Origin of the sequence: Reinekea blandensis MED297, from assembly GCF_000153185.1 — a bacterium.
Taxonomy (GTDB): domain Bacteria; phylum Pseudomonadota; class Gammaproteobacteria; order Pseudomonadales; family Natronospirillaceae; genus Reinekea; species Reinekea blandensis.
The window spans coordinates 277,126-302,579 of the sequence record NZ_CH724151.1; the positions used below are offsets into that span (position 1 = coordinate 277,126).

At 53.7% G+C, this 25,454-nt stretch carries 13 protein-coding genes; 8 read left to right on the forward strand and 5 right to left on the reverse strand.

Annotation, left to right across the window (positions count from 1 at the left end; all coding sequences use genetic code 11):
* The first annotated feature begins 31 nt into the window (after nucleotides 1-31).
* Complete coding sequence (locus MED297_RS09880) at nucleotides 32-574, forward strand: hypothetical protein (protein WP_008044513.1); 543 nt, start codon at nucleotides 32-34, stop codon at nucleotides 572-574.
* A gap of 155 nt (nucleotides 575-729) precedes the next feature.
* Nucleotides 730-2,766, forward strand: a complete 2,037-nt coding sequence (locus MED297_RS09885; RefSeq protein ID WP_008044514.1) for a DUF2799 domain-containing protein — start codon at nucleotides 730-732, stop codon at nucleotides 2,764-2,766.
* A 31-nt stretch (nucleotides 2,767-2,797) separates the two neighbouring features.
* On the opposite strand, the gene MED297_RS09890 is transcribed toward MED297_RS09885, so the two are convergent.
* Together MED297_RS09890 and MED297_RS09895 are read right to left on the reverse strand one after the other, a co-directional pair.
* Nucleotides 2,798-3,670: a GNAT family N-acetyltransferase gene (locus MED297_RS09890; RefSeq protein ID WP_008044515.1), complete on the reverse strand. Its 873-nt coding sequence runs from the start codon at nucleotides 3,668-3,670 to the stop codon at nucleotides 2,798-2,800.
* Nucleotides 3,671-3,790: 120 nt separating this feature from the next.
* Entirely contained in the window at nucleotides 3,791-5,356 is a 1,566-nt protein-coding gene (locus MED297_RS09895) for a pectate lyase family protein (RefSeq protein WP_008044516.1), read from the reverse strand.
* A gap of 390 nt (nucleotides 5,357-5,746) precedes the next feature.
* Between MED297_RS09895 and MED297_RS09905 the strand changes: the two genes are divergently transcribed.
* Together MED297_RS09905 and MED297_RS09910 are read left to right on the forward strand one after the other, a co-directional pair.
* Complete coding sequence (locus tag MED297_RS09905; RefSeq protein WP_040556948.1) at nucleotides 5,747-7,039, forward strand: MFS transporter; 1,293 nt, start codon at nucleotides 5,747-5,749, stop codon at nucleotides 7,037-7,039.
* 144 nt (nucleotides 7,040-7,183) lie between these two features.
* Nucleotides 7,184-8,758, forward strand: coding sequence for a BCCT family transporter (locus MED297_RS09910; protein ID WP_008044518.1), 1,575 nt, complete (start codon nucleotides 7,184-7,186; stop codon nucleotides 8,756-8,758).
* Between the two features lie 166 nt (nucleotides 8,759-8,924).
* Here the strand turns inward: MED297_RS09910 and MED297_RS09915 are convergent, their stop codons facing one another.
* Nucleotides 8,925-9,635, reverse strand: coding sequence for a 3'-5' exonuclease (locus MED297_RS09915; RefSeq protein WP_008044519.1), 711 nt, complete (start codon nucleotides 9,633-9,635; stop codon nucleotides 8,925-8,927).
* Between the two features lie 8 nt (nucleotides 9,636-9,643).
* Nucleotides 9,644-11,536, reverse strand: coding sequence for a DUF294 nucleotidyltransferase-like domain-containing protein (locus MED297_RS09920; RefSeq protein WP_040556949.1), 1,893 nt, complete (start codon nucleotides 11,534-11,536; stop codon nucleotides 9,644-9,646).
* Nucleotides 11,537-11,742: 206 nt separating this feature from the next.
* Here MED297_RS09920 and MED297_RS09925 point away from each other — a divergent pair, with 206 nt between their 5' ends.
* Both MED297_RS09925 and MED297_RS09930 read left to right on the forward strand, forming a co-directional pair.
* Nucleotides 11,743-12,309, forward strand: coding sequence for an outer membrane protein (locus MED297_RS09925; protein WP_008044523.1), 567 nt, complete (start codon nucleotides 11,743-11,745; stop codon nucleotides 12,307-12,309).
* Nucleotides 12,306-13,508, forward strand: coding sequence for a hypothetical protein (locus tag MED297_RS09930; RefSeq protein WP_008044524.1), 1,203 nt, complete (start codon nucleotides 12,306-12,308; stop codon nucleotides 13,506-13,508). The genes MED297_RS09925 and MED297_RS09930 overlap by 4 nt, the downstream gene beginning before the upstream one ends.
* A gap of 80 nt (nucleotides 13,509-13,588) precedes the next feature.
* On the opposite strand, the gene MED297_RS21265 is transcribed toward MED297_RS09930, so the two are convergent.
* Nucleotides 13,589-17,464: an alpha-amylase family glycosyl hydrolase gene (locus MED297_RS21265; protein ID WP_008044527.1), complete on the reverse strand. Its 3,876-nt coding sequence runs from the start codon at nucleotides 17,462-17,464 to the stop codon at nucleotides 13,589-13,591.
* Between the two features lie 579 nt (nucleotides 17,465-18,043).
* On the opposite strand from MED297_RS21265, the gene MED297_RS21270 reads away from it, so the two are divergent.
* Nucleotides 18,044-21,076 carry an alpha-amylase family glycosyl hydrolase gene (locus tag MED297_RS21270; protein WP_050762902.1) on the forward strand — a complete coding sequence of 1,011 codons (3,033 nt, stop codon included), beginning with the start codon at nucleotides 18,044-18,046 and terminating at the stop codon, nucleotides 21,074-21,076.
* Between the two features lie 74 nt (nucleotides 21,077-21,150).
* Nucleotides 21,151-25,419, forward strand: coding sequence for a pullulanase-type alpha-1,6-glucosidase (gene pulA / locus MED297_RS09945; protein ID WP_008044536.1), 4,269 nt, complete (start codon nucleotides 21,151-21,153; stop codon nucleotides 25,417-25,419).
* Nucleotides 25,420-25,454: the final 35 nt, after the last annotated feature.

The following is a 25,454-nucleotide window of genomic DNA, read 5'->3' on the forward strand; positions in this document are numbered from 1 at the left end:
ATCAGCACAAACCCCGACTGGAATCTGTCTGATGCACGCACGTTTTATTCAATCACTGACCATCACCTTTCTCGCTTTAACGTTGGTGACGGCATGCGACTCGCTGCGAACCATCTATGTTGATGTCACGTCAGAAACCACCGTCGATACGTTGCCGTTAAACTCAACAGTGTTCCAACCGTTGGGTTTTGATAACTTTGCATCATTCGATGTCAGCAGTTCAGCGGAGTTTGAAAACAGCGACGCCAGCAAAAACAATATCGACGAGTCCTACGTGACCGGGTTTGTGCTGGAGGTTACCGCACCGGACGATGGCACTCTTGAGTTCATCGATGCACTTGAGGTTTTCATGGGTCAGGGTGACAACGATCAACGCACTCGAGTGGCTTATCTGCCTGACAATACTGACACCGACGTCGACACGCTTTATTTAACCGTTTACGACGACCGGGACATCAGTCAGTATCTCAGAGCCGACTCGACGGTCATCGAAATTGAAGCAAAAGGTCGGACGCCGGATCAGAAAACGACCATTCAGGCGAGTATGACCTTTGCCGTCAAACTTCAGCTCTGACCTTCGTTTTAAAGGCATTTTCACCGATCTCAGGAGCGTGCACCCAAATCCAGTTAACTGGTCCTGGAGGAAAACTTAACCCAACGCAGCCGATTCACCTGAGATTCAGTTACACTTTGCGATTCTGCTGCTAACGAACCAAGGGTAACTCCATCATGCAACGACTCCTGACCGCGGCCGCTCTGGTCTTCATTACTGTATTATCCGGCTGCGCCGGCATGTCTAAAAAAGACTGCGTCAATGCCGACTGGTATGGATACGGGGTACAGGATGGTCAGTCCGGCCAACCGACTTCAGCCATTAACCGCTACGTCGAAAGCTGCAGCAAGCATGACGTGCCCGTCAACCGACAACAGTATGAACAGGGTTATGACACCGGCATTCGTCGTTACTGCACACCGGACAATGGCTATCGGGTCGGCTTGCAGGGTCGTCCATTGCCGTCAGTTTGCCCGGCAGATCTCGCCGATGCGTTTGCCCGCGCTCACCAACGCGGGGTAACGGAATATCAGATAAAGCAGGACATTCGCGCCGCCGAACAGCAGATTAATCGGCTATCACAACAGCGCACTCAATTATTGGAGCGACTGATCGATGCCGAAGCGTATCGCGTCGCTGGTGTTCCAACGGACACCGACTCCCCATCCGATGTACAGCAGGCACTGCAAACCAATGATCGGGATCTGCGCGCCGCCAATGGTCTGCTTGCGTGCGCGACAGGGTACTGGCAGGAAGCGGGCGAGCGAGATGGTCAGGCCGGTCGATCCGCCAGTAGCTTCCGACTGCACGTACGCGAATGTGCCGACTATCATCCACCGTCGGATCAGGCCGCCTATATCCGGGGTCAATCGGACGGTGTGCAACAATACTGCCGATACGAGACCGGCGTTGAACTGGGTCGTCAGGGGTTGGTACCCACCGGCTTGTGTCAGGGCGTGAATGCACGCGAACAGCAACGGGGACTGGTGGCCGGAAGCGCCGAGTTTGACGAAAAAGTGGCCGTACGAGGATTAACTCTGCGACGCGATCAACTGCGCACAGAACTGGATACACTGGCCTCTCAGGTAAGCACTTTGGAGCAGAAGCTCGAGCAACCGGATCTGACGACCGAACAAACCCTCACGCTGAATCGCGAAATGAATCGCGTGCGTCAGGAGATGAATCAGTCACAGTCAATATTGGACACAACCGTGCTGGAACTCGACTGCTATGTCGGCGACTGGACCGCCATTGGCCGAGAAGATGCCGAAAAAGGCCAGACGTTTAATAACCGCAGTCGCCAATGTCGCCAGTTCGGACACACGGTTGATCCCGCCTTATATGAGCAGGGCTATCAGCTGGGATTAGCAGCCTACTGCACCGCTGACAACGGGCGGGTTCAGGGCGAGCTCGGACAACCCTACCAGGGCATTTGCCCACCCACGAGCGAAGCCAACTTTCTGGACGGCTATGCGCCAGCCTATGAGGCGTACCAACGCGCCAAACTGAAGCAGGAACTGGACGCTGAACTGACTGAAGTCGATGCGGAACTGTCGCAGTTAACGGCCACCATCGATGAACTCACGGCACGCCTGGACACCGATGGACTGACGCGCAATGAACGACTGCAACTGATCACTCAGATCGCCGAGCTGTCGAGTACAGAACAGGATCTTCGACAAGAGCGTGGCCTGGTCGCGGCCCACCGGCAATGCCTGACCGACGATTGGCAACGCCTGGGGTTGGAGCACGGGCTCGCCGGTCAGGATAATCAACTGAACCGTCTCGATTGCCAACGCTTCGGTTTATCGGCCGCTACGACCGATTATGCGCAGGGGTTATCGCAAGGCTTGCAACGCTGGTGCAGCTACGATCGCGGCTATGCGCATGCTCTGGCTATGGAGCCACAAAGCCGCGTCTGTACCAGCCGGGGTTATCAGCCCTACCGTTCCGGCTATCTCGAGGGTTTAGCCGAGCGCGATCGTCAGCAGACCATTCTGGAACTGAAAGCAGAAAAGCTGGACCTGCAGGAAGCACAGACCGAGCAAACGGATGAGCTGGCCGTTATCAATCTGGCTCTGAGTGATGACACACTCGACCCGGTACAGAAACAACGTTATGAACGTCGTCGCGCTCGGCTACAACAGAGTCTGCTGACGTTGGCGCAACGATTACAGACGATCGATCAGACGTTGGCGAACCTGGAAAACTAAGCCGTTACAGCAACTTCTATGACCGGACGGCTCAGGCCGTCACCAGGTACAGTCCGAAATAACCGGTGAACTGAAAACCCAGCCGCTCATAGGCACCGCGAGCGGCTTGATTGTGTTCATCGGTAAACAACACACAATGCTCGACGCCTTCTTGCATGACCTGCTGCAGTGACAGCCCGACGGCGGCCTGTGCATAACCACGACCGCGAAAAGCTTCCGGAGTGAATACACCGCCAACCTGTATCATCGTCTGCACCCGGGCATTAAAACCCGTCGTCGCGACCGGCGTGCCTCCTTGCCAAAACACAAAGCAGTTTCTTAGCTGAATACGGTTGCGCAAACTGTCGTGGCAATGCTCTGCCAATGCCTGACCGCGCGTTGCATTCAGCGTTTCGACGTTGTAATCGATCATCCAGGGGAGCAGAAAAGTCATGTCGTCTTCAGTCGCCAAGGACAACCGACTCGCAGCCTGAGTGGCCACGTCGGGTAGCGTTAACTGCGATAGCGGCAATTCGTACAGCACTTCCCGACTATTCAAGGCGAGAGCCGATTCAGTGAGCTGATGCTCCTGCAGATAAGCATCCCGCAGTTGCAGACAGCGTTCATACTGCCCGACAAAACCATTCGTGCCAGTTCGAAACACCGGAGACTGTTGCCAGATATCCATCACCGTGGCGGCATCACCCTGCGGCATACAGTTGCCATTCCAGTAGCGAACGATGACACCTCGCAGTTCGCCATCCACAAAGCCGCCGATGTAGTCACCTTGATACGGCTCATCACCGGCGGCCAAACCGGACAACTCAAGATTGCCGAGAATGAATAAACTGGTTTCTTTATGCTGCCAAAGCAGTGCGGTTAACTGAGGAAGATCTTCGTCGTTCAAGGGGCGAACGATGGTCATGTGAGGCGTCCGGTTGCGAATGTCTGCCAACATGTTATCGCACAACTCACAACATTGACTATGGGTGAGCTTAGCGACGTCACCGCTTCGGAGTCGACAACCCCGAAGCGGTGCTGATCATCAGTCGACGAGGTAGGTTTCAAACTCCGCGACGGTTGGCGTACCGTTAGCATTTTCAATGATAAAGCTGATTTTTTCCAAACTCACTTCATCAAAGTCCACAACCCCGGCAGACGACCCCGCTTTAAGAACCGAGCCGGCGTGATGATCCACCAGTGTCCAACTAGTGATGTTGCCTTCGTAGCCACTGGCTTCACGAATCACGACGCGATTCACGGTGGTTTCATCGTCCCATTTTACCGAAATGCGTTTTTCGCTGTCCGACGACTTCGGTGCCCAGTAGGTGGCCATATCCCCATCACGAACACTGCCATAACTGCCGGTCCCTTTGCTGGAACCATCGGAACCGGCATCCAGCGACAGGTTGTCTCCCGATTCACCTGGATTCGACGGATCGGTAGGATCCGTTGGGTCTGTAGGATCGGTAGGGTCGGTGGGATCGGTTGGATCTGTAGGGTCCGTCGGATCCGTTGGGTCGGTCGGATCAGTAGGTTCTGACGAACAGCTGCCATCGGAGGTCGCTAAACCGGTTCCTGCACCCGCCGCACTGGTCACGATCGCTTTCACACAATCCACCGCGTCCAGCGTGTAGGCATAGGGAACACTGATCGTCGTCGTTGAGGATGGGTTCGGTCCGGCCGGATGATTTTTATCGCCTTCATCGCTCCAGGTGACCGACTGAAAAAGATTGTCTTTCAACTGCCAGTAACCCATGTCGTTGGTATAAAACGTTCCGATCGGATTGTGCACCTGGAAGAAATGATTGTGTTCAGCCTTAATCCGACCGCCGATGCGCGGATTCATCGCGGACTTCGACACATTGCTGTAGTAGTTGTTAAAGGCATGGGCGGTGCCATGGCGCAACAGGGGCATGCGCGAGTCAATCTTGTCGTACCAGTTGTGATGAAAGGTGACGTAACCGTTGCGGTCATCGCTGTCACTGGACCCCATCAACCCGCCCCGCCCGGAATCGTAAAACCGGTTGTAAGAAACGGTGACGTATTGCGTGTTGTTTTTCATATCGAGCAGGCTGTCGTAGCCATCGTCCTCACCGCCGGAGGCTTCAAGGGTGTTGTGGTCTACCCAGACATTGCGAACGTCTTTTTCCATACCGATGGCATCCCCACCATTCGACGTCGGCGAACCGGATTTTTTTACATTGCGAATGCGCAGATTGCGGATAATGATGTCTGATGATTCTCGTACCTGAATGCCGATCTCATCCAACAACGCGCCACTCGATGCCCCAATCAACGAAACATTACTGACCTTTTTCAGTTGAATGCGATCGTCGGCAGTATCGCAGCTGCCGGAACGTTTTTCTGTATTGCCATGATTGATGGTGCCACTGACATAAATGATGATGGGCGAATCTTCACTCGCGCGATTACACAGCGCTTCGTTAATTTCCGTCCCGGTCGACGCATAGACCACCTGTCCACCGGCACCACCATCAGTGCCCCCATTCTGCGTAGCGTACCCTATCGGGCCGTCGGCGATGGCCACTTGCGCGATCGTCATCAGCGCGATCGCAATGCCCAGCGGTTTCAAAATTGTGTTGCTCATATCGAATGCCTTCTTGTTGTTGTCGGTTCAGCCAAACGGACCGGACGTGACATCGGATGCCGACGCACTCATATCCGCCGTGAGGCGCACACACATTCCAATAAAAGAAACAACGTTTCAATAAAATAAAACAATAGTTTTGATAGATTTCTGATCTTGCAGAAGGAAAGCTTTGCGACGCATTTGAGGTCAGGGAACTTTAGAGCCGCGTCTCAATCTTTTGCGATTGCCTCACCTAGTATGGAAGGCTTACTCGCCTTGATTATTGTTTCATTTTTCCTGAAACATTCTTGCTGTCTGATTTTGAAATTTCTAAAACCAATCGCCGATCGGTTGCCAATCGAACACAACCCTGCTGCAATAATCGCCTTGCTTAACTCTGGAACACTCATGCGCCAACTGACCACAGAAAACATCTATAAACAGATTGCCGATGAAGAAGACGTCCGTGTCTGCAAAGACATTTCGGACAACGCCTGCCAGGTGGTTCCCGGCAACTTTCTGAAAATCTTTCTGGCTCAGTTTCTGACTAAGATCGGCGATGCCTTAACCAGCAGCCGCATCGTTTTACCCTGGCTGATGAATGGTCTTGGCATACCCGCGTTCTTTAGTGGCCTGCTGGTGCCGATCCGTGAATCGGGATCACTGATTCCTCAGTTGTTTATCGGGGGATGGATGCGGGCTTATGCCATTCGCAAATGGTTCTTTGTGGCCGGCTGTCTGTTACAGGCGACCGCCGTTGCACTGATGGTCATCATCGCTTTAACACTGAGTGGCGTTGTTGCCGGCTGGGCACTGATTGGCTCATTAATCCTGTTCAGTCTGGCGCGAGGCTTCTGCTCGGTGGCGTCGAAAGATGTCATGGGCAAAACCATTCCGAAAACCCGCCGGGGGCGGTTGAACGGCACCAGCGCCAGCGCCGCCGGTATCATTACCATGGTGACTGGCGCTGCAATGATTGCCGGTAATCGACTGACCGAGATTCCGATTCTGGTTTTACTGGTTGTGGCCGCCGGGATCTGGGTTCTGGCGGCGATCGTTTACGCACAGGTCAACGAGTATCGGGGCGCCACCGATGGCGGGCGCAATGGCGGGCGCATGGCGCTGGAGAACCTGTCATTACTGCGTGATGATGCTCAGTTTCGGCGCTTTGTTCTGGTGCGCAGCCTGATGATGAGCTCCGGTTTGGCGGCACCTTTTGTCGTATTACAGGCTCAGCAGAGTGAACATTCCTGGCTGGGTCTGGGCTTGTTCATTCTCGTCAGTGGATTAGCCAGTGTCATCAGCGGCCGCTTCTGGGGTCGATTCGCCGACACCAGCAGCCGACGACTGATGATCATAACAGCGGTGTTGACTGCTCTGGCTTGTGCACTGTCCGCAGTACTGAGTGTGTGGCAAACCGACGGGCAGGTCTGGTTCGCGCTGTTCATCTTTTTTGCGTTGACCGTCATTCATCAGGGTGTCCGTCTGGCTCGCAAAACCTACATTGTCGATCTGGTCAGCGGCAATCGACGGACGGACTATGTGTCGTTGAGCAATACGCTGATCGGTCTGCTGCTGTTGCTCTACGGACTGTTATCAGCCCTGCTGGCACAGGCGTCTCTGTTAGCGGTGTTTGGCTTGTTTACATTGTCAGCGGCAATCGCTGCCTGGCTTGCCCGAACATTGCCGGAAGTTAGTTAGGGCTTGTTAACCCGCATCGACTGACATCATGCGGTCATAATGAAGACCGTATAGCCTGCGATATAGATCAGATTTTAACCAATCGGTTGAAGTTATGAACGTTCCCCCCTATTGTAAAGACCGATCATACACTGGGAGGAACGCATGGGTACTTCGCATGACAAGTACAGCATAGAAAACACCGACTACACCGTCGGCCAGGACAACGTACAGAAATGGGGTTTTGATGTTCACAATCCCGTATTCGGAATCAGCGCGGGTCTGATTCTGTTATTTCTGATTGCCACCCTCATAAGCGATGCCGCAACAGCCAAAGCCTTTCTGGACGGGCTGAAGTGGGACATCATTGCCATGTTCGATGCATTGTTTATGTGGTCAGGTAACATTTTTGTCGTGTTCTGTCTGGGTCTGGCCATTTCACCGTGGGGTAAAATCCGTATCGGTGGGACAGAAGCCAAAGCCGAACACTCAACCCTTTCCTGGCTGGCCATGCTGTTCGCGGCCGGTATGGGTATCGGGCTGATGTTCTGGGGCGTCGCCGAACCAGCGGCCTACTTCACCGGCTCATACTTCACCCCTCTGGGCGTTGAAGCAAATACGCCGGAAGCCGCGAGCATGGCACTGGGCGCGACCATGTACCACTGGGGTCTGCACCCTTGGGCCATTTATGGCGTGGTTGCACTGTCGCTGGCGTTTTTCGCCTATAACAAGGGCCTGCCGTTGTCGATCCGTTCGGTTTTCTATCCGATTCTGGGCGATCGCACCTGGGGTTGGCCGGGTCACATCATCGACATTCTGGCAGTACTGGCCACGCTTTTTGGTTTGGCCACGTCGCTGGGCCTCGGGGCGCAACAGGCTTCCGCAGGTATCGGTCATGTCTTCGGGATAGATGCCGGCATCGGCTTGCAGATTCTGGTCATCATCGGCGTCACGCTGCTGGCCATTGTATCCGTGGTTCGCGGATTGGAAGGCGGTGTCAAACTGCTGTCCAACATCAACATGATCATCGCGATCCTGTTGCTTTTCTTCGTTGCAGCCGTGGTTGCAGCCGTGGCTCTGGGAACCATTCCACAAACGATTGGCGCCTATGTGAAGAACATCATTCCATTGTCGAATCCGCACGGTCGTCCGGACACGGAATGGCTGCAAGGCTGGACTGTCTTCTATTGGGCCTGGTGGATTTCTTGGTCGCCATTCGTCGGCATGTTCATCGCACGTGTTTCCAAAGGCCGTACGGTACGTGAATTTGTCACCGCCGTTCTGCTGATCCCAACAGCCGTGACTGTGATCTGGATGTCGGTCTATGGTGGTATCGCCATCGATCAGATTCAGAATGGTATCGGATCTCTGGGTACCGAAGGCGTTCTGGCGACGGAACTGGCGATGTTCCAGATGTTTGAAGCGATCCCGATGGGTACAATTCTGTCACTGATTGCGATTGTGCTGATTCTGGTCTTCTTCATCACTTCATCGGACTCAGGTTCGTTGGTCATCGACAGCATCACCGCGGGCGGTAAGATTGACGCTCCGGTACCGCAGCGTATTTTCTGGGCGTCTGTTGAAGGTGCGATTGCGGCGGCGCTACTGTGGATTGGTGGCACTGAAGCCATTCAGGCACTGCAAGCCGGTGCCATCTCAACCGGCCTGCCGTTCACGTTCGTCCTGCTGGCGATGTGTGTGTCCCTGCTGATGGGTATGCGCACGGAAATGACGAAGTAATCTTCGGGCTTTCTGTATCTAAAAGCACCTCTGAGAGGTGCTTTTTTTTGGCCGCTACTCAGCGTTAACAGGTAGCCAACAGCGCAACGTGTCGCCTTCCCTTCACATGGTCTGCAATCGACCACGACCTTTATGCTCAGGCTAAACGGTTAGCAGGGCCTTTCAATCAGTACCACAACGAGCGAACCGGTTTATCGACCAGGTTTTGTTTCGCCACCTGTGCCTGCAACAGTTCCGCCGTTGCCAGGGCGTCGGTCAGCGCGTTGTGATTTTCATACGCTGGCAGATTGTAGCGCTCACGCACATTCGGCAACCGCAGGGATGGCAGCGTTTGCTTAAACAGCCGGCTAACGATGGATTGTTTCTGTCGCAGATGGGCCGCTTCTAACTCGAGCGTATCGATGACCGGAAACAACCAGGTCGATTCGTGCAGACCGGCGACCGATTGTCGGAAAAACTCGCGTTCCATGTAGCGGTAATGCACCACCACCTGTCGCCCTTGCAAACAGGGTATGACCTCCGACAACACCGCACGCAATGGCGGAGCCTGCGCAATATCAGAATGCGTAATGCGATGCACCACAACCGATTCTGAGGTGAGGTTACGGGTCCGCACCAGCCAGTGTCGAGCCTTGGCGAGGGTGATTCGCTGCGCGGTAAACGGCACCAGACCAATACTGATGATGTCGTCCTGTTCTGCGTTTAAGCCAGTGGTTTCAATATCCACAGCAACGAACTCAGCATCGCCGACCAACAGATCCGGTTCGACCCAGGGTTGCTGGTAAAAGGCTTGCAGCGCTGGTGGTTGTTGCTCACTGACTTGTTCAAATAAAAAATCATCCCAGTCGTCCGGAAGCGTCTGGTAGGGATAAAGCATGGACTCACTCACATCCGCGTGTTCGCGGTATAACGGAATTTCAGGAATTTCTGGGCACTGCTGAGCACCTGAAAGGCTTCTTTCAGGCCGCGACGTTCTTTACCCGACAGTTTTTCAGGCTCCAGGGTATTGTCGGCTTCTTCACCAGACTCGATGGCGATGACCTGCTGCCGGATACGGACCATCGACAGATACTCCAACGCATCTGACAACTCATCCCGCTTCCCTTTCGGCAACAGGTCCGAATCGGCGATGTCTTCCAGCCGATCAAACGAGTTCTGCGCCAGCGAACCTTCCGCCAGGGCGTGCACCCGAATCACATCCACCATCGGCGCGGTACCGCGACGTTTCAGGTTCAGGCTGTAACGTTGCCGGCCGTCTTTCTCGACAACAAAATCTTTAAAGAAACCTAACGGCGGTGTGCGGTTCAATGCGTTGCGGGCCAGAGCCGCTAAAAACGGTTTATTTTTCTTCGATTTATTCACAATGAAGCGCGTTAACTGCTCTGCCCAGGCGATCTTGCCGTCGACACCGCTGAGATCGAAAAAGATCGATGCATTCAGCAGCGCCTGCGGATCGGGGTTTTCGATCCAATCGCTGAACTGCTGTTTCCAACCCTGAAGCGTCAGGCGGTACTTCGGATTCGACGCCATGATGCCGCCGTCGCAATAGGTATAGCCACAGGCGTTCAAACCGTCACAAACAAAGTCAGCCAGCGCTTTAAAGTATTCACCGTGTTCGTCTTCGCGGTAGTCCGGCGATAAAATCAGGGCATTATCCTGATCGGTTACCAACAGCTGCTCTTCCCGCGCCATTGACCCCAATGCCAGAAAACAATAAGGCACCGGTGGAGGTCCTAACGACTCTTCTGCTAGTTGCAACAGACGCTGCTTGAACGACCGCCCGATTACCGACATGGCCGTGCCGATCATGTGTGAGTTGGCACCTTCGCGATACATACGCGCCATCACCGACGCCACCTGTGAGGACAGTTCAATCAAACCGTCGACCGACTCCTGCGCCAGGATACCGCGTACCAGCAACAGACTGTTCTGAGAATCGTGGCGGACAATGTCCGACAAGGCCACCACGGCGGTCACCTGATGGCGGCGGACCAAAGGAAGATGATGCACGTTATGACGAAGCATCAACAGCATGGCTTCATAGACGTAAGCATCGTGCCCCACGGTGATCAGATCGGTGGACATTATGTCGCGCAAAGGTGTGTCATACGGCAACGCTTCGGCGATGACACGCATTCGTAAATCACGATCAGTGACGATGCCGGCCGGCAGATGCACGGCGTCACCGTCACGGTCTTCGTGGTCACCCACCTGATCAAAAACCACCACCGAAGAGACGCGCTGCTCGGTCATTTTCTGAGCGCATTCATGGACAGTCGCATCGGCGTCCAGATACACCGGCTCGCGTTGAACAATGTCCCGCACTCGGACGGTCGTCATGTCATTGTCGTCCGCCTGATGCAGCACCACCTGTTGCAACGTTGAATGCTCGTTGACCTCAAAGTAATCGCCAAACTCGCCATACTTTTCGCACAGATCGAGAAAGATCTCGCCCGGAATGCGGTAAATCAGTGAGTCTTCCAGAGCGCGGACGGGGTAGCGCACATGCCCGTTCATCAGAATGCCCATCTGACCGAAGACATGGCCGGGTTCTAGTCGGTTGTAGAGCTCACCGGTGCGACGGAAGACCTCAACAGACCCGGATCGGATCATAAACAGAGAGTCGATCCCGGCCCCAAAGTGCAGAATCTGGGTACCCGCCTGAAAATAACTGACCTCAATTTCGCCACATAAGCGGCTGATCTCATCCTCGGGTAGATCACCAAAGGGTTCGTGAGCACTGACGAACGTAATAATGTCCTGAATTTCAGTCGACATGGGCCATTCCTGTAACGATATTACGATCACAGTGTAGGGCTTCGGATCTGAATTTTCGACCATGCTGTGGTGATCACTTGGTCAGGTGGAACAACCACAACTCACCTGTTCTGCCTTGCCGTCATGGGTTTTAATCTCGGCAGCATGGACAAAAAAATAGTGTTAACAGGCCCTAGCAGCGCGTTATAGTGTTCAGGACTCTGAGCATGGACGCACACGTGAAAGGATATCTACTGATTCTGCTGATCCTGTCGGGCACGCTGCAGGCAGCGTCTTGGACAGACCGTCAAGGCCCGTTATTGAGCACAACGCTGGGGTTTGGCGCCATCTACATTGAAGAAATCACCGAGGCCGGCAGTCTGACTACCGGTGCAACGGTCCGTCCCCTGCATGGCCGTCTGCGTTACGGCACCCATTTGATTCCCTCGGTAGTTTTGCATGCCAGCGGTGATGGTACTGTATACACCGACGCCGACAGCAATCTTTATCTGGTCAGCCTGTTCAGCGTAGGTCTCGACCTGGTGTTGACAGACGTTGGCAACACACGCCTTAGTATGGGTGCCGGTCTGGCCGATAAGCGCATTTTTGGTGGCGACCAAAGCGCTTCGGGTTGGGGCATGCAGGTGGGGCTCACGCAACCCATCGCTAACGGTTTTGCAGTGGATATCGGTTATCTGTATCGGCAGTTCTCATCCGTGGCTTCTTTTATTGGCGACGGTGAACAGGAAAACAGCAGTCTGTTGATGCTCGGCCTCAGCTACCGGTGGCAATGATGATGACGCAATATTTCAATAAACTCACGCTGACGTTGGCATTCCTGCTCTCGGGTTGCGCCATCTTCCCGCAGGCCTCCAATGAGGATCGCTTATCTCGTGTCGCGGGACGAGATTTTGTTTTATCCGTACAGGAACCGGAAGTCGATCTGAGCCGGCTACCCGCCATCGGCAGCAATGACGATACGGTGTTACGCCTGGTATCACCCGAGCTGGCTCGCCAGGCGTACCAGTCCAACGGGAACCGAACTCCCGGTCCGGTGACATTGACGGATCCCAGCGGATCCATCACCAATGCGCTGGCTAAGTACTATGTACGCGAACACGAGCTGCGCTTCATTGCGCGTGGCAGCATTCGCAATCTCGACCCGGCATTCATTCAGCGTGCCCTGAGTCGTGGTGATTTTGTTCTGGATGTCCGATTAACGCACCTGGAACTTCGCACAAACGAAGATGGCTTGTTTTTTCCGTTAGCCAACTACCAGTTGACGGTTGTCGACCGTGAACGCGGACGCAACCTGTTACAGGATAACTGCACCTTTGCACAACCATCCAACGCACAACCCATGCAATACTTCACCACCGGCAACGGGACCAACCTCAGCCGGTTTTTGCAGCGCTTTGCGTCACCTTGCCTGCAATACTTTGCCAAGGGCACATCATTACCCAGCGCGAATCAGTTTAATCTTGAAAACAAATCCAACCGAACCGTTGCCGCCGGCAACAGCTTTACCCGAGTGGGTTTGCAGGCTTCAACCCGCTACTATCCCGATTATCCAAGCGAGGCCAGTCTGCTGAACGGTGTCGGCCTGAGCGTCTCTCGGGTTAAGCGCTTGCACCCCACGGTCGGATTTGAGTTTGGTGCGACCGCCCTTGCTCACACACAGGACCAATGGCCTGCACTCAATGACAGCACACTTTACGGTGGCGAAATGCTCGCCGGATTCAATTACTTTCCGGATGGCGATGCTGATCAGGGTTACCATCTTTTACTGCGGGGCCAGGTACTGCAAACCCGTCAGAACTCTGTACTACTCAGCACCAATGCCATTGGGCTCAGTGCTGGCCTGTTCTATCCGCTGTTTTCACAACTTCATGTCAGTGCCGACTACAGCGTCTGGCAACACGTCGGTCCGACGACGGAAAGTAATCTACTGGGTCATGAGTTGCGTGTATCACTGCGTTACCAATACGACTGATCGCTGTGCTCAAACCGATTGATATTTAACGATAAAAAAACCCGGCATGGCCGGGTTTACTATGACAGTCACCTTAGACGTTATGGGCTGCAGGTTGCGGTCCAGGTTTGTAACGCGACGTCATAACAGCCATCCGATTCCCGATAGAGATCAGCAGTCTGTTCGGACACGCCATCATTAAAAATCAGGTTCGCGCTGAACACACCATCCGGAAAGTCAAACTGATAAACATCACCGTCGCTTGGAGTCATCGGTTCGCCGGGCCAGGCCGGACCGGGTACCGCAGCATTCCAATAATAGACATTTAAATCGTCAGTCCATTCGGCCGGTTTGCGAACCGACACGGACATCGAAACGATGCAGCTGTCCGACCAGCGTTGTTCGGCATAACGATAGCATCCATCAGCGTCACGAAAGAGATCCGTCGTCTGCGCACCGGCACCGCCATTATTGAAAATGACATTGGCGGCCGCAACGCCCGCAGGCAACTCGATCGACCACCAGTTGCCATACAAGGGGGTCGCGGTCTCACCGGGCCAGTCAACAGTCACCGATTCGGGGGCGGTATTCCAGTAGTAAACACTCACCTCGGTCCAATCTTCCGGCGCTTCAAACCGCAGGCTCAAGGCATCAACACCCGGCTCATCCCCAAGATAGGGTGGGCAGCTATCCTGCCAGTTTGCATCGACATAACACCCATCTCGATCCCGACTCAGGTTCGCCGTTTGGTTACCCCCGTCATTAAAAATGACGTTAGCCGACGCGGTGCCGTCGTTGAACTGGAAGCCATACCAGCCATCCCCCAGATCGTCCATCACCAACCCGGGCCAAGCTGGAGTTTCAGTCGTTGCCGCTTCCCAGAAATAGATGTTCGCCGGTGCCACCCAGTCGTCAGGGAGACGGAACACCACTCGCATTCCCGGGTCATCTTCCGGAACAAAATCGGAGCTGATTGTGAGGCTTTCATCGTCAAACTGATAGCTGAACGTATAGTTGGCAGCCTCAGTCGCCGACAACGTTGAATTGCCCCCGCTGGCGGATACGGATACAGTGGAGTCCAACGGTATCGGGCCATTCGCCGTTCGTTCCCAGCTCCAGTCGGCATTCGCCAGTTTGAAGCTGTAATCACCGGGTTCTAACGGCACCTCGACCTGGTAGCGCTGCTCGCCCAGATACACCATCGCGGTCTGTTCCGACCAATCGTTCATATCCCCTTTCAGGTAAACTGTTTCACCGACAGGCCCGACTTCCGGGTTCATGAAATGCAGAAGGAACGATTCACCGTCGAGCTCTGTCGACACCAAATACAGGTTATAAAGTGCTGTCTGCGTGAAGGTGTGTGTCAGGTTGCCAGGGTTCGCGCCCTGAGTCAGGCCAGTGTCTGTCACCGGTCCGCCGATGTTGAGCGCACTCCAGGTACTGTCAGCAAACTTAAACTCTACGTCACCAGCGTCTATTAACCGTTGCACCTTATAGGTCTGATTACCGACGTAGGTCATCGCATCTGTGCCCCAGCTATTCAAACCACCACGCAGATTAACGTCGTTACCAAGGGGAGCCGGTGCATCGGCCTGCAGCGGTAGCTCAACCGGGACGCCGCCGACATCATTATCGTTATTCGCCAAATCGCCGTTATTGTTCAGATAAACAAAGGCTTCAAGATCACCTTCGGCGTTGTCTTCAGACTGCGCCACAATGGTCGATCGGCTGATCGATACTGGCCGGTCAATAGCAAAGGTGTCACCCTGCTGGTCCACAAACACCAACACCTGGCGGTCGTCGTCCTCATCCCACCGGAACTCAAACAGCCCGTCATCTGCGAAGATCGGCCCTTGTAACCCGCCATCCTCATCGCTCACATACAGCGTGGTGCGGTCATTACCGTTTTCATAATCGACAGTCACCCTGTCAGGAACACGGGAATCGATAACCAAAGAGACTTGCTGTTGCGAGGTTTTACCCTGGCCATTATCGAGACGCGCACGCAGCAGCACATCGGTACCGTCAGCTAACTCACCACTTTGCCAGAACAGACGATAGGGCGCGGTTCGGTCGGATGCGACAGGTGCCCAGGTGAGCCCATCATCAGTGGACACCTCGAAGGTCGCTTCGTATGTCGACAATGCGCTTGCAGGCTTCGCCAAGGCCAGCTCAATATCGACACGACCCGCAACGGCAGCACCGTTTTCCACTCCGGTGATTTCAAAATCGGTTTTTGGTGAAAACGGCGTCGGACGGGCGGCTCGGTAAATTGCAAAATCAAACGGTTCAACGACAAGCGTGATGTCTCCGGATGACGTCGCCTTAAGTTTGTCGTCGGCGATCACAGGCAAATAGATAGGCGCACTCGCTGACAACGTTAACTCTCTGGCTTGCGGCTCGCTGTTGAAAACGATGAGATACTCACGACGGTCATCTCCTATACGGGAAAATGCATACAGCCCCCCGTCTTCACTGTAGCGATTAACATGCGCGCCATAACGCAGCGTTGCATGGCTTTTATAAACATCCGCATAGTCTCGGATGGCCAAATAAAGCGGATGGCCAGTGTCAAAGTTATCCTCTGCTGTGGTCGCTGACGTTCCGATCAGACGGTTATCATTGTATGAAGACACTTGCGAAGGAAACATATCTTCGCGCGCATCCTGATCGCCGCCGTCACCCGTAAAGCCTTGCTCATCACCGTAATAAATGACCGGGATCCCGCGGGCAAAAAACATAAACGCATTGAACAACTTGGCACGGGCCAACAACTCATCATCGCTCGCATTAGGGTTGCCATTCTGAATGAACATCCCCAGGCGGCCCATATCGTGATTCCCACCGAAGTTCATTAATGTTGAGGCGTCACTGTCGGTATCCGAATACACATCGTCCTGCGCAAACAGACCACTGAGCGCGGTCGAACTGCCGTTATTCGCAAACACGGAACTGGCCGCGCCCTGAATACCAAAGTCCAGAACGGAAGGCAGCTTTCCGATGGTGGTAAACTGACTCAAAAACTGCGGGTTACCATCATAGACTTCGCCGAACATAAAGAAGTTAGGAATACCTTCAGCTCGAGCATGTTCAAGCAGCGCCGGTGAAAATGCCTGCCAGAACTCGATGTTCACATGCTTAACGGTATCGATCCGAAAACCGTCCGGTTTAAACTCGCTGACCAGATCTTCAAAGATGTCAATCATGCCGTCGATCACTTCCGGCTGAGTGGTATCCAGATCGTCCAAGCCGACAAAATCACCATAGATCGAGTTTTCCCCGGAGAACGTTGAGTCGCCCTGATTGTTGTAATATTGAGGGTCATTTAACCAAGCCGGGACTTTCAGATTTTCATTACCCACCGGCACAAAAGGGGTCAGGCCATTGCCTTCGGCTTTTTCAGCCAGGGACACATACGGGCAAGGATTGACAATCGCCGTGCCATCCGGTTCATGACATTCTTCATACTTGATCACATCGGCCGTATGGTTAGTGATGATGTCAAAGAACACCTTCATATTTCGATCGTGTGCGGCATCGATCAGGGATTTCAGGTCATCGTTCGACCCTAGGTGCGGGTCAATCTGTGTAAAGTCGAGTGTCCAATAGCCATGATAGGCTGAGCTGAACTCAGTGGGACTGCCCTGCACGGCCTGATTTTTAAGAATGGGCGTCATCCAGATTGCCGTCACACCCAACTCTTTCAGGTAATCAAGACGGCTTTCCAGGCCAGCCATATCGCCACCGTGGTACATGCCTTTATCATACGGATCGAAACCGTGTTCGTAGGCACCGCCGGCAATGCCGCCGTAGTCATTGCTGAGGTCGCCATTTTCAAAACGATCAGGCATGACAAAATAAAAAACGTCATCGCGTACATCGCGGTCTTGGTAGGGAACTTCCGGCAGACAGCCGGAGAGGATAATTGCAGAGGCCGTCACCATAGCCAGCGCCAGCTTGCGAGCTGTGAATGTCATATCGTTTACTCCGCGGTTTATTGTTTTTAAAGAACCGAGGTGTGTGGTTTACCACCCAACCTTCGATACTTTTTTTTGCGAAGCCTGTTCCATAAAACGAGACTGCTTCCCTTCGTTGTGAACTCAGGCTCAGATTTTGACCCGATCCAGTATATGACCGATTTTTAGACTTATCGCGTTGATTACTCAAACCGGGGGTTGGAAAACCGTCAGGTGTGGAATCCAGAACCATCATTCATAATGATAGTTGTGAAACTCACACCGTTAAGTGCTGATGCAACGTCAATTACCAAATATAATAATCCACTCTTAATCATCACTGGGAGTGATACATAAATCTCAGTGATGATGTAACCGCTGCGACGGATCGTTTTATCGATCCAGATGATTGTTTTGCATCGAGTTATCCGATCATTACGGAACGTTCTCCACCCTGTTTTCGAAACTCACTCTTTCCAACCCACAAACCTTTCTAACCACCTCCTTTTAACGTTGAGCATTACACTCGCGCCAAACGACAGTCGTCGATGACGTTCACGACGGTCGAACCAATAAAAACAAAATACAAAAGTAGTGATCATGAAAAAAATACATACCCTCCCTGCGTTGACGGCAGCCATCGTACTGGCGTCCTGTGGACCCGAATCATCAGACAACAACCAACCACCGACAATTTCCGTCGAGTCCGGCACCATCACCCTGAACGCGCTTGAAACGACAGCGCTCAACTATTCGATCAACGACCCGGATGGAGACGCGCTTACGGTCAATGTTACAAACGCGCCGACCTGGGTCTGGCAGGAAGGCGATCAACTGATCCTGAGCCCGACTAACCCCGATGCCGGACAGCACACCCTCACAGTATCGGTCAGCGATGGCAGCACGAGCACGGACGTCGATGTCAGTGTGACGGTGAATGAAACAACACCACTATCGGCTTTACCCGATTACCGAACACGATCGTTAGCCGATGAAGTATTTTATTTTGTCATGACGGACCGCTTTTACGATGGTGACAGCGCAAATAATAAAGGCGATCCATCTGACCCGTTGGCATCCGGTGGATATGACAAAACCAAAGACGGCTATTATCACGGCGGCGACCTGCAAGGATTAACCGAAAAACTTTCCTACATTGAAGACTTAGGTGCCACGGCGATTTGGTTGACGCCCATACTGAAAAACAAGGCCCTGCAAGGTGACAGTGCAGGTTACCACGGTTATTGGACACTCGATTTCACGGCAATTGATCCACACCTCGGTGGCAATGACGGGTTGAAAGAGTTCATCGATGCCGCACATGAACGCAATCTGAAAGTGTTCTTCGATATCATCGTCAATCACAGTGCCGACGTCATCAAGTATGAAGAATGCCATAACCCGGACGGTTCCCTGCTGCAGGGACTGGAAACCTGTGAGTATCGGTCATTGGCAGAGGTTGCAGAAGGTGACGGTTACACGCCGTTCATTCCGGTCGGCGAAGAAATCGCAAAAACACCGGCCTGGCTGAACGACACTGCGTTCTATCACAATCAGGGAGAGTCAACCTGGGCGGGTGAAAACTCTTTGTATGGTGACTTTGTCGGCCTCGATGACATCGACACCGATAACCCGGAGGTGGTTGAAAACTTCACCGACGTGTTCAAAGGCATTATTCGCGATTTCCGCCCTGATGGTTTTCGGGTTGATACCGTTAAACATGTGAACACCGAGTTCTGGCAAGAATTTACACCGGCCATTCTCGATTATGCCCGAGCTGAGGATACCGACGGTTTCGGCACGCACGGTGCGGGCCTGGAACACTTTACCCTGTTTGGCGAAGTCTATTCAGCCGACCCGGGTGTCTTGAGTTATTACACCACCGAAGCCAAGTTACCTTCAGTTCTTGATTTCGGCATCCAGGCCGCGATCACGTCAACAATTAACAACAATGGCGTTGTCGCCGAAAACACCACACATCCGTTATCCAACCTTTTTCAACAAGATGATCGGTACAATGATCAGGACAGTTCAGCGTCGTCATTACTCAACTTTGTCGGCAACCATGACATGGGACGCTTTGCCTCGTTTCTGGGCGACACACTGGATTGGGAAGATGAAGCGCTGGCAAAGGTCGACCTGGCCCATGCCGTGATGTTTTTCACCCGCGGCGCACCGGTAATCTACTATGGCGCGGAACAGGGGTTCATCGGGTCCGGTGGGGATAAGGCGTCCCGTCAGGACATGATGCCGTCGGAAGTCGACTACTACAATGCAACCAATGTGCTCGGAACAGATCGTACGTCCGCCGTTGCCAACTTCACCACGGATCATCCGTTGTATCTTAAGTGGCGCGAATACAGCCGCCTGTTGAGAGAGCATGAAACGCTGCGAACGGGTGTACAACATGTGCGCTCACTGAACACAAGCAATCTCTATGCTATTTCCCGTTTCAATGAAACAACCCAAGAAGAATACCTGGTAGTCTTCAACTTCAATCCGGACCGCCGAAAAACAGCACAACTGCAGGCACTCGCATCAGAATACAACCCTGTCTACGGGATCGAAGACACCCTCACAGCCAGTGAAGGGAGTATCGATGTGACGGTACCGGCCGCCAGTGTGGTTATTCTCAAAGCCAGCTCCATCAGCGATATGGACGCACCCGTCATTGCCGAGTTCAGCGGGCCAGGCGATCAGGCGTTTGTCTCCGGACAGGTGGCGTTCACGGTAGACATTGAGGGTGCGGACGCCCGAGACGTACCCACTTACTCCGTCAGCTTGGAACAATCGCTGGATAACGGCGTCAGCTGGCAACGAGTTGCAACTGATAAAACCTATCCGTATCAGCTGTATCTGAATACCGTCGACATCGATGACGGCACCACCGTCCAGCTTCGCGCTCAGGTGTCCAACCTGACGGGAGACTCCGCCACCTCGTCGACACAAACCATTCAGGTAGATCGACGTACGCCTGACGTCACCATTGACTACGAAGGACAGGCCGTCGATAAGCGACTGGCGGTCACTTACAGCAACGGACAGATTGAAACCTTCGACGGTTCTAAACCGGTTTCGTTTGCATGGCAAGGCAGTCACGACGCGCTGTTGACGTATTACCAGTTTGATCAGGGCTCGCTTGTTGCCGACCAACCGGTCTGGCTCAACCGGGCGGAGGTCATGTCCTTCGCCAGTGAAAATATCACCACCGGCGATCTGGAAAGCCAGCTTTATCTGAACTCCGTTGGTGAGTTCGCCGGCACCGATAACGACGCCGGTACCGCGCCAGGACTGTTCAATCAGGCACAGGCGGTCAGCCTGGGTAACCTTTTTGTCCGCGGTTCACTCAATGACTGGAACACAACCGCACTGACCTATGCCAATGGCACCTATTCGGCCAGCATCGACCTCTCAGTCGGGGATGTTGAATACAAGTTCGCCGACGCCGACTGGAGCAGCGTCAACATCGGTGGCCCGGTCGGTGAAAACGGTCTGGTGCGCAGCTCAAACCCGGCAAACCTGAATCAGACCGTCTCAGAGGCCGGTCGTTATGGCTTTTACCTGTTACTGGGTGACATCGATTCAGACGGCAATGCTGACGAGTTTATACACGTACTGAACCCTGAGTTCTGAGTATGAAACCGGGGTTCTGCGAACTCCGGTAAGACACGACCTATCCACTAAAAACAACAAGACAGGAATCTGTTATGCGTAAAACCAAGACTCTGTTACAGGTGTCCGCGCTTGCGCTTGCCGTCGGTTTAACGGCTTGCAATAAAGACGACAGCAACACCTGCACACCTCCCGAAACGCTCAATAGCGCCGGAGTGTGTGTAAACCCTGACGGGGCCGACTCGCTCATTCAACCCGCTGCGAATCAGGCCGTCATCTACTACAAACGACAGGACGGCGACTACGATGGTTGGGGTCTGCACCTTTGGGGAGATCAGATGGACGAAGAAGGCATCACCTGGAGTGAACCTTTGGCTCATGACGGTGTGCACCCACTCTATGGCGCCTACTATCTTGTCGACCTTACCGATGAAAACTGGACGGAATTTAATTTCATTGTGCACAAGGGCGATGAAAAAGACATTGGCGGCGGTGACCTGACGTTCCTGCGCTCCGAATTTGGCACCGATGTCTTTGCGTTCCAGGGAGTTGCCAATCTGTTCCCGGACCCGATTGAGGAAATTCCGGTCACGCTGTCCGGGGCGTCGGCACACTTTATTGATGTCACCGGTAATGAAGGCGCCGCCATCCTGTTCGATGCCAGAGTCACCTCGAACCGCATCAGCCTCTGGCATTCCCCGAGTGCGTCATTGCAGTTCAACGAAGACGAAAAAGCGATTTCCGGCGGGGATGAGTTCGTGCTGGCCACCGAGCCAATGACCAGCGATCAGGCAGAAGCCTATCCACACCTGGCCGATCTTGATGGTTTCTGGATCGACGCCACTGACAGCGAAGCAAAGGCTTTACTGAAAGGTCAGCTTTGGGTATCCGAAACCAATGCCGATGGCGAAGTATTGCAGGTGACTCGGGTACAGACTCCCAACGTTCTTGATAATCTGTATTACACGGCGGCGAAGGACGCTACGCTGGGCGCCTGGACGACCACCGGTTCAACCGAGTTTGCGTTGTGGGCGCCAACAGCCACCGACGTGGACGTTTTGGTTTATGACAGCCCCGTGGACATGACGCCGGAACGTTTTAACCTGACCGAAAATACCGACAGCGGTATCTGGCATGTGAACACCAGCGAAGACCTCCTCGGTCACTACTACCTTTATGAGTTGACTGTCTTCCATCACGAAACGGATGCCATTGAAACGCTGACCGTGACCGACCCTTATAGCCTGAGTCTGTCCGAAAACTCCCTGTTCTCTCAGGTAGTCGACCTGGATGATCCAAGCTTGAAACCCGTTGGCTGGACCGTCGATAAAAGCTTTGCTGATGTCAGCCATCCTGAGGACATCTCTGTTTATGAAACCCACATTCGCGATCTCTCCATTTGGGATTCCGCCGGTACTGACGCCTACGATGGCAAGTTCAAAGCGTTCACCGAATCTGCCCGTGAGTCCATGACCCATTTGAGTGAACTGCGCACAGCCGGTATGACTGCCATACAGGTACTGCCGGCGTTTGACATCGCCACCATTGATGAAGACGACACCATGCGAGTCGACATCACCGATACCCTGGCCAATTACTGTGCTCTGAGTACCGCTGCCGAAGCGAAGGCTCTGGCACTGTCATTGAACTGCGATACCACGATCATTCAGGACGCCCTCGCAACGTTCGACACCAGTACCGGTGAGGCACAGGATTTTTACAGCCATCTGCGCGGCGTTGACTCCTTTAACTGGGGTTACGATCCGTTCCACTACACGGTCCCGGAAGGCTCCTATGCGACCGATGCCGAAGGCTCTGCACGCATTCTGGAGTTCCGTGAAATGGTGGAAGCCCTGCATGATATGGACTACATGGTCATCATGGATGTGGTGTACAACCACACCAATGCCAGCGGTCTGCACGAGAAATCCGTTTTAGACAAAATTGTCCCCGGCTACTATCACCGTCGCGATCTGGCATCCGGCGTGGTTCTGAAAGATTCCTGCTGTGACGATACAGCCACCGAACACAAGATGATGGCAAAGCTGATGACCGATTCTCTGGTTACCTGGGCACGTGATTATCAGATCGATGGTTTCCGTTTCGACCTCATGGGCCTGCAAAGCATGACCGCCATGCAAGAGGCACTTGCCGCCGTGGAAGACGTTAACCCGGATGTATATTTTTACGGCGAGGGTTGGGACTATGGCGCTGCAGGTACCAATGGTCGCGGCACCAACGCATCGCAATCCAACATTGCCGGTTCAGGCATCGGTACTTTCACAGATCGCCTGCGTGATGGCGTTCGAGGCGGCAGCCCCTTCGACAACATGGACGGCGAAGAGCAAACGCTCCGACGCAATCAGGGCTTGAGCAACAGTGCGGTTCCGAACGAACTGAACCTGATCGGGTCCGTCGACCCGGATTCTGGAACAGCTGACGATGATGGCCTGACGCCGGATCAGGAACTGGAGCTTAATGTCCTGAAAAATACTGACCTGGTGCGTGCCGGACTGGCTGGTAACCTCAAAACCTTTGGCTTTGAAAACTACGAAGGTAACAACGTGCTCGGTACCGGAGTGGATTACAATGGTAGCCCAGCCGCCTATGCTGACGATCCACAGGAAATCGTCAACTACGTATCGAAACACGATAACCAGACGCTGTGGGACATCATTGCTTACAAAGCCGACTTGACGGTCACCAGTGAGCAACGAGCTCGCATGCAAGCCATTGCGGTTGCCACCAGTGCCTTTGCACAGGGTGTACCGTTCTACCACATGGGTGTCGATCTGCTGCGTTCCAAGTCGATGGAACGCGACTCCTATGATTCCGGCGACTGGTTCAACAAAGTCGATTTTGCCGTCGGTGCCGACAGTAACTGGAACGTAGGCTTACCACGCAAAGACAAAGACGAAAGCAATTGGGACTTCATCAAAACGGTCATCGCCGATACCGATGCCGACCCAACGCCGACCGATGTTGCTTGGATGCGCGCGCAGTTCAAAGAAATGTTAACCATCCGAAAAGACAGTCCTTTGTTCCGTTTAACCACGGCCGACGAGATCAAGGGCCGCGTTGCCTTCCACAACACCGGTGAGAATCAGACACCGGGCGTCATTGCCATGTCGATCGACGACGGCGCCAGTGCTCCGTCTAACCTCGATGATCAGTACGATGCGATTGTGGTCGTCTTCAACTACACGAACACGTCTCAGGACGTTGTCGTCGAAGGGGCCGCGAACTTCACGCAACATGCAGCGCAATCTGAAACCAGTGGTGTTAGTTTCAACGCAGCAGCGGCAGAGGGTCCGACCTTCACGGTTCCGGCATTGACCGCCGCCGTGTTTGTAGCCGCCGAAGGTGATCTGACAGCTGGCCTTCCGGCCGGAGATGTTGCGCCGTTTGGCGAAACGACCCTCTACGCCCGCGGCTCATTCGCTGATTGGGGATCGGTTTTTGACGGTTACTATGCCGGTGAAGGTGTTTATAAGTTTGCCGTTAATATCGGCACCGCTGGAAGTCATTCGTTCCGTTTTGCCGATGCCGACTGGAGCAACAGCACCAATGCGGACAGCTTTACCAATGGTGCCGGCTCCGCGTTTACGTTGAGCGCAGAGGGAGGTGATGATAATAACTTTGGCTTCACTGTGGCTGAAGGTGAACCGGGTGACTATGAGTTCGTCCTTGACCTGAGTGGTGCCGTGCCGGAAATCACCATCCTCGAGAAAGACTACGCCCTTGCCAATGATGTTTATGTTCGGGGTTCGATCACCGATGCGTCGTGGAATCCGGTCGCGGAAGGGTTGTTCAACTATAACGGTGCGGGTGAGTATTCGGTGTCGATCGATGCAACCGCCGACAGCTATGCTTTTAAAATTGCTGACGTCAGCTGGACCAACGGCACCAACTTTGGCGCAGGCACCGTGGCTGACGTCACCTTAGGTGAGACCATGCTTCTCGATGGCACAGATGACATCAACATCACCATTGGTGAAGATGGGTACTACGCATTCATTCTCGATACGATGAAGAGCCTCAGCACACCGGAGTTGACCGTACATCAATACGTTGCCTTCTTGCGTGGCAGTATGAATGGTTGGGGAACTGACGATCAGCTGGTGTACCAGGGCAATGCTGTCTTCAGCATCACCAAGACCTTAACGGCTGGGACCTACCAGTTCAAAATCGGCGATGCGGATTGGGATCGGGTTAACTTGGGATTTGGTACCGATACGACCGGCAGCGAGCTTGCACTGACGGATAACAGTGGCAACTTTGAAGTCGTCATCCCGGCCGATGGTGACTATGTGTTCACGGTCGATGCGGCCAACACTCTGGTGACGGTGACTACTGCACCCTAACGTTGGATATCTAACGTAAGAAACACAAAGCCCTC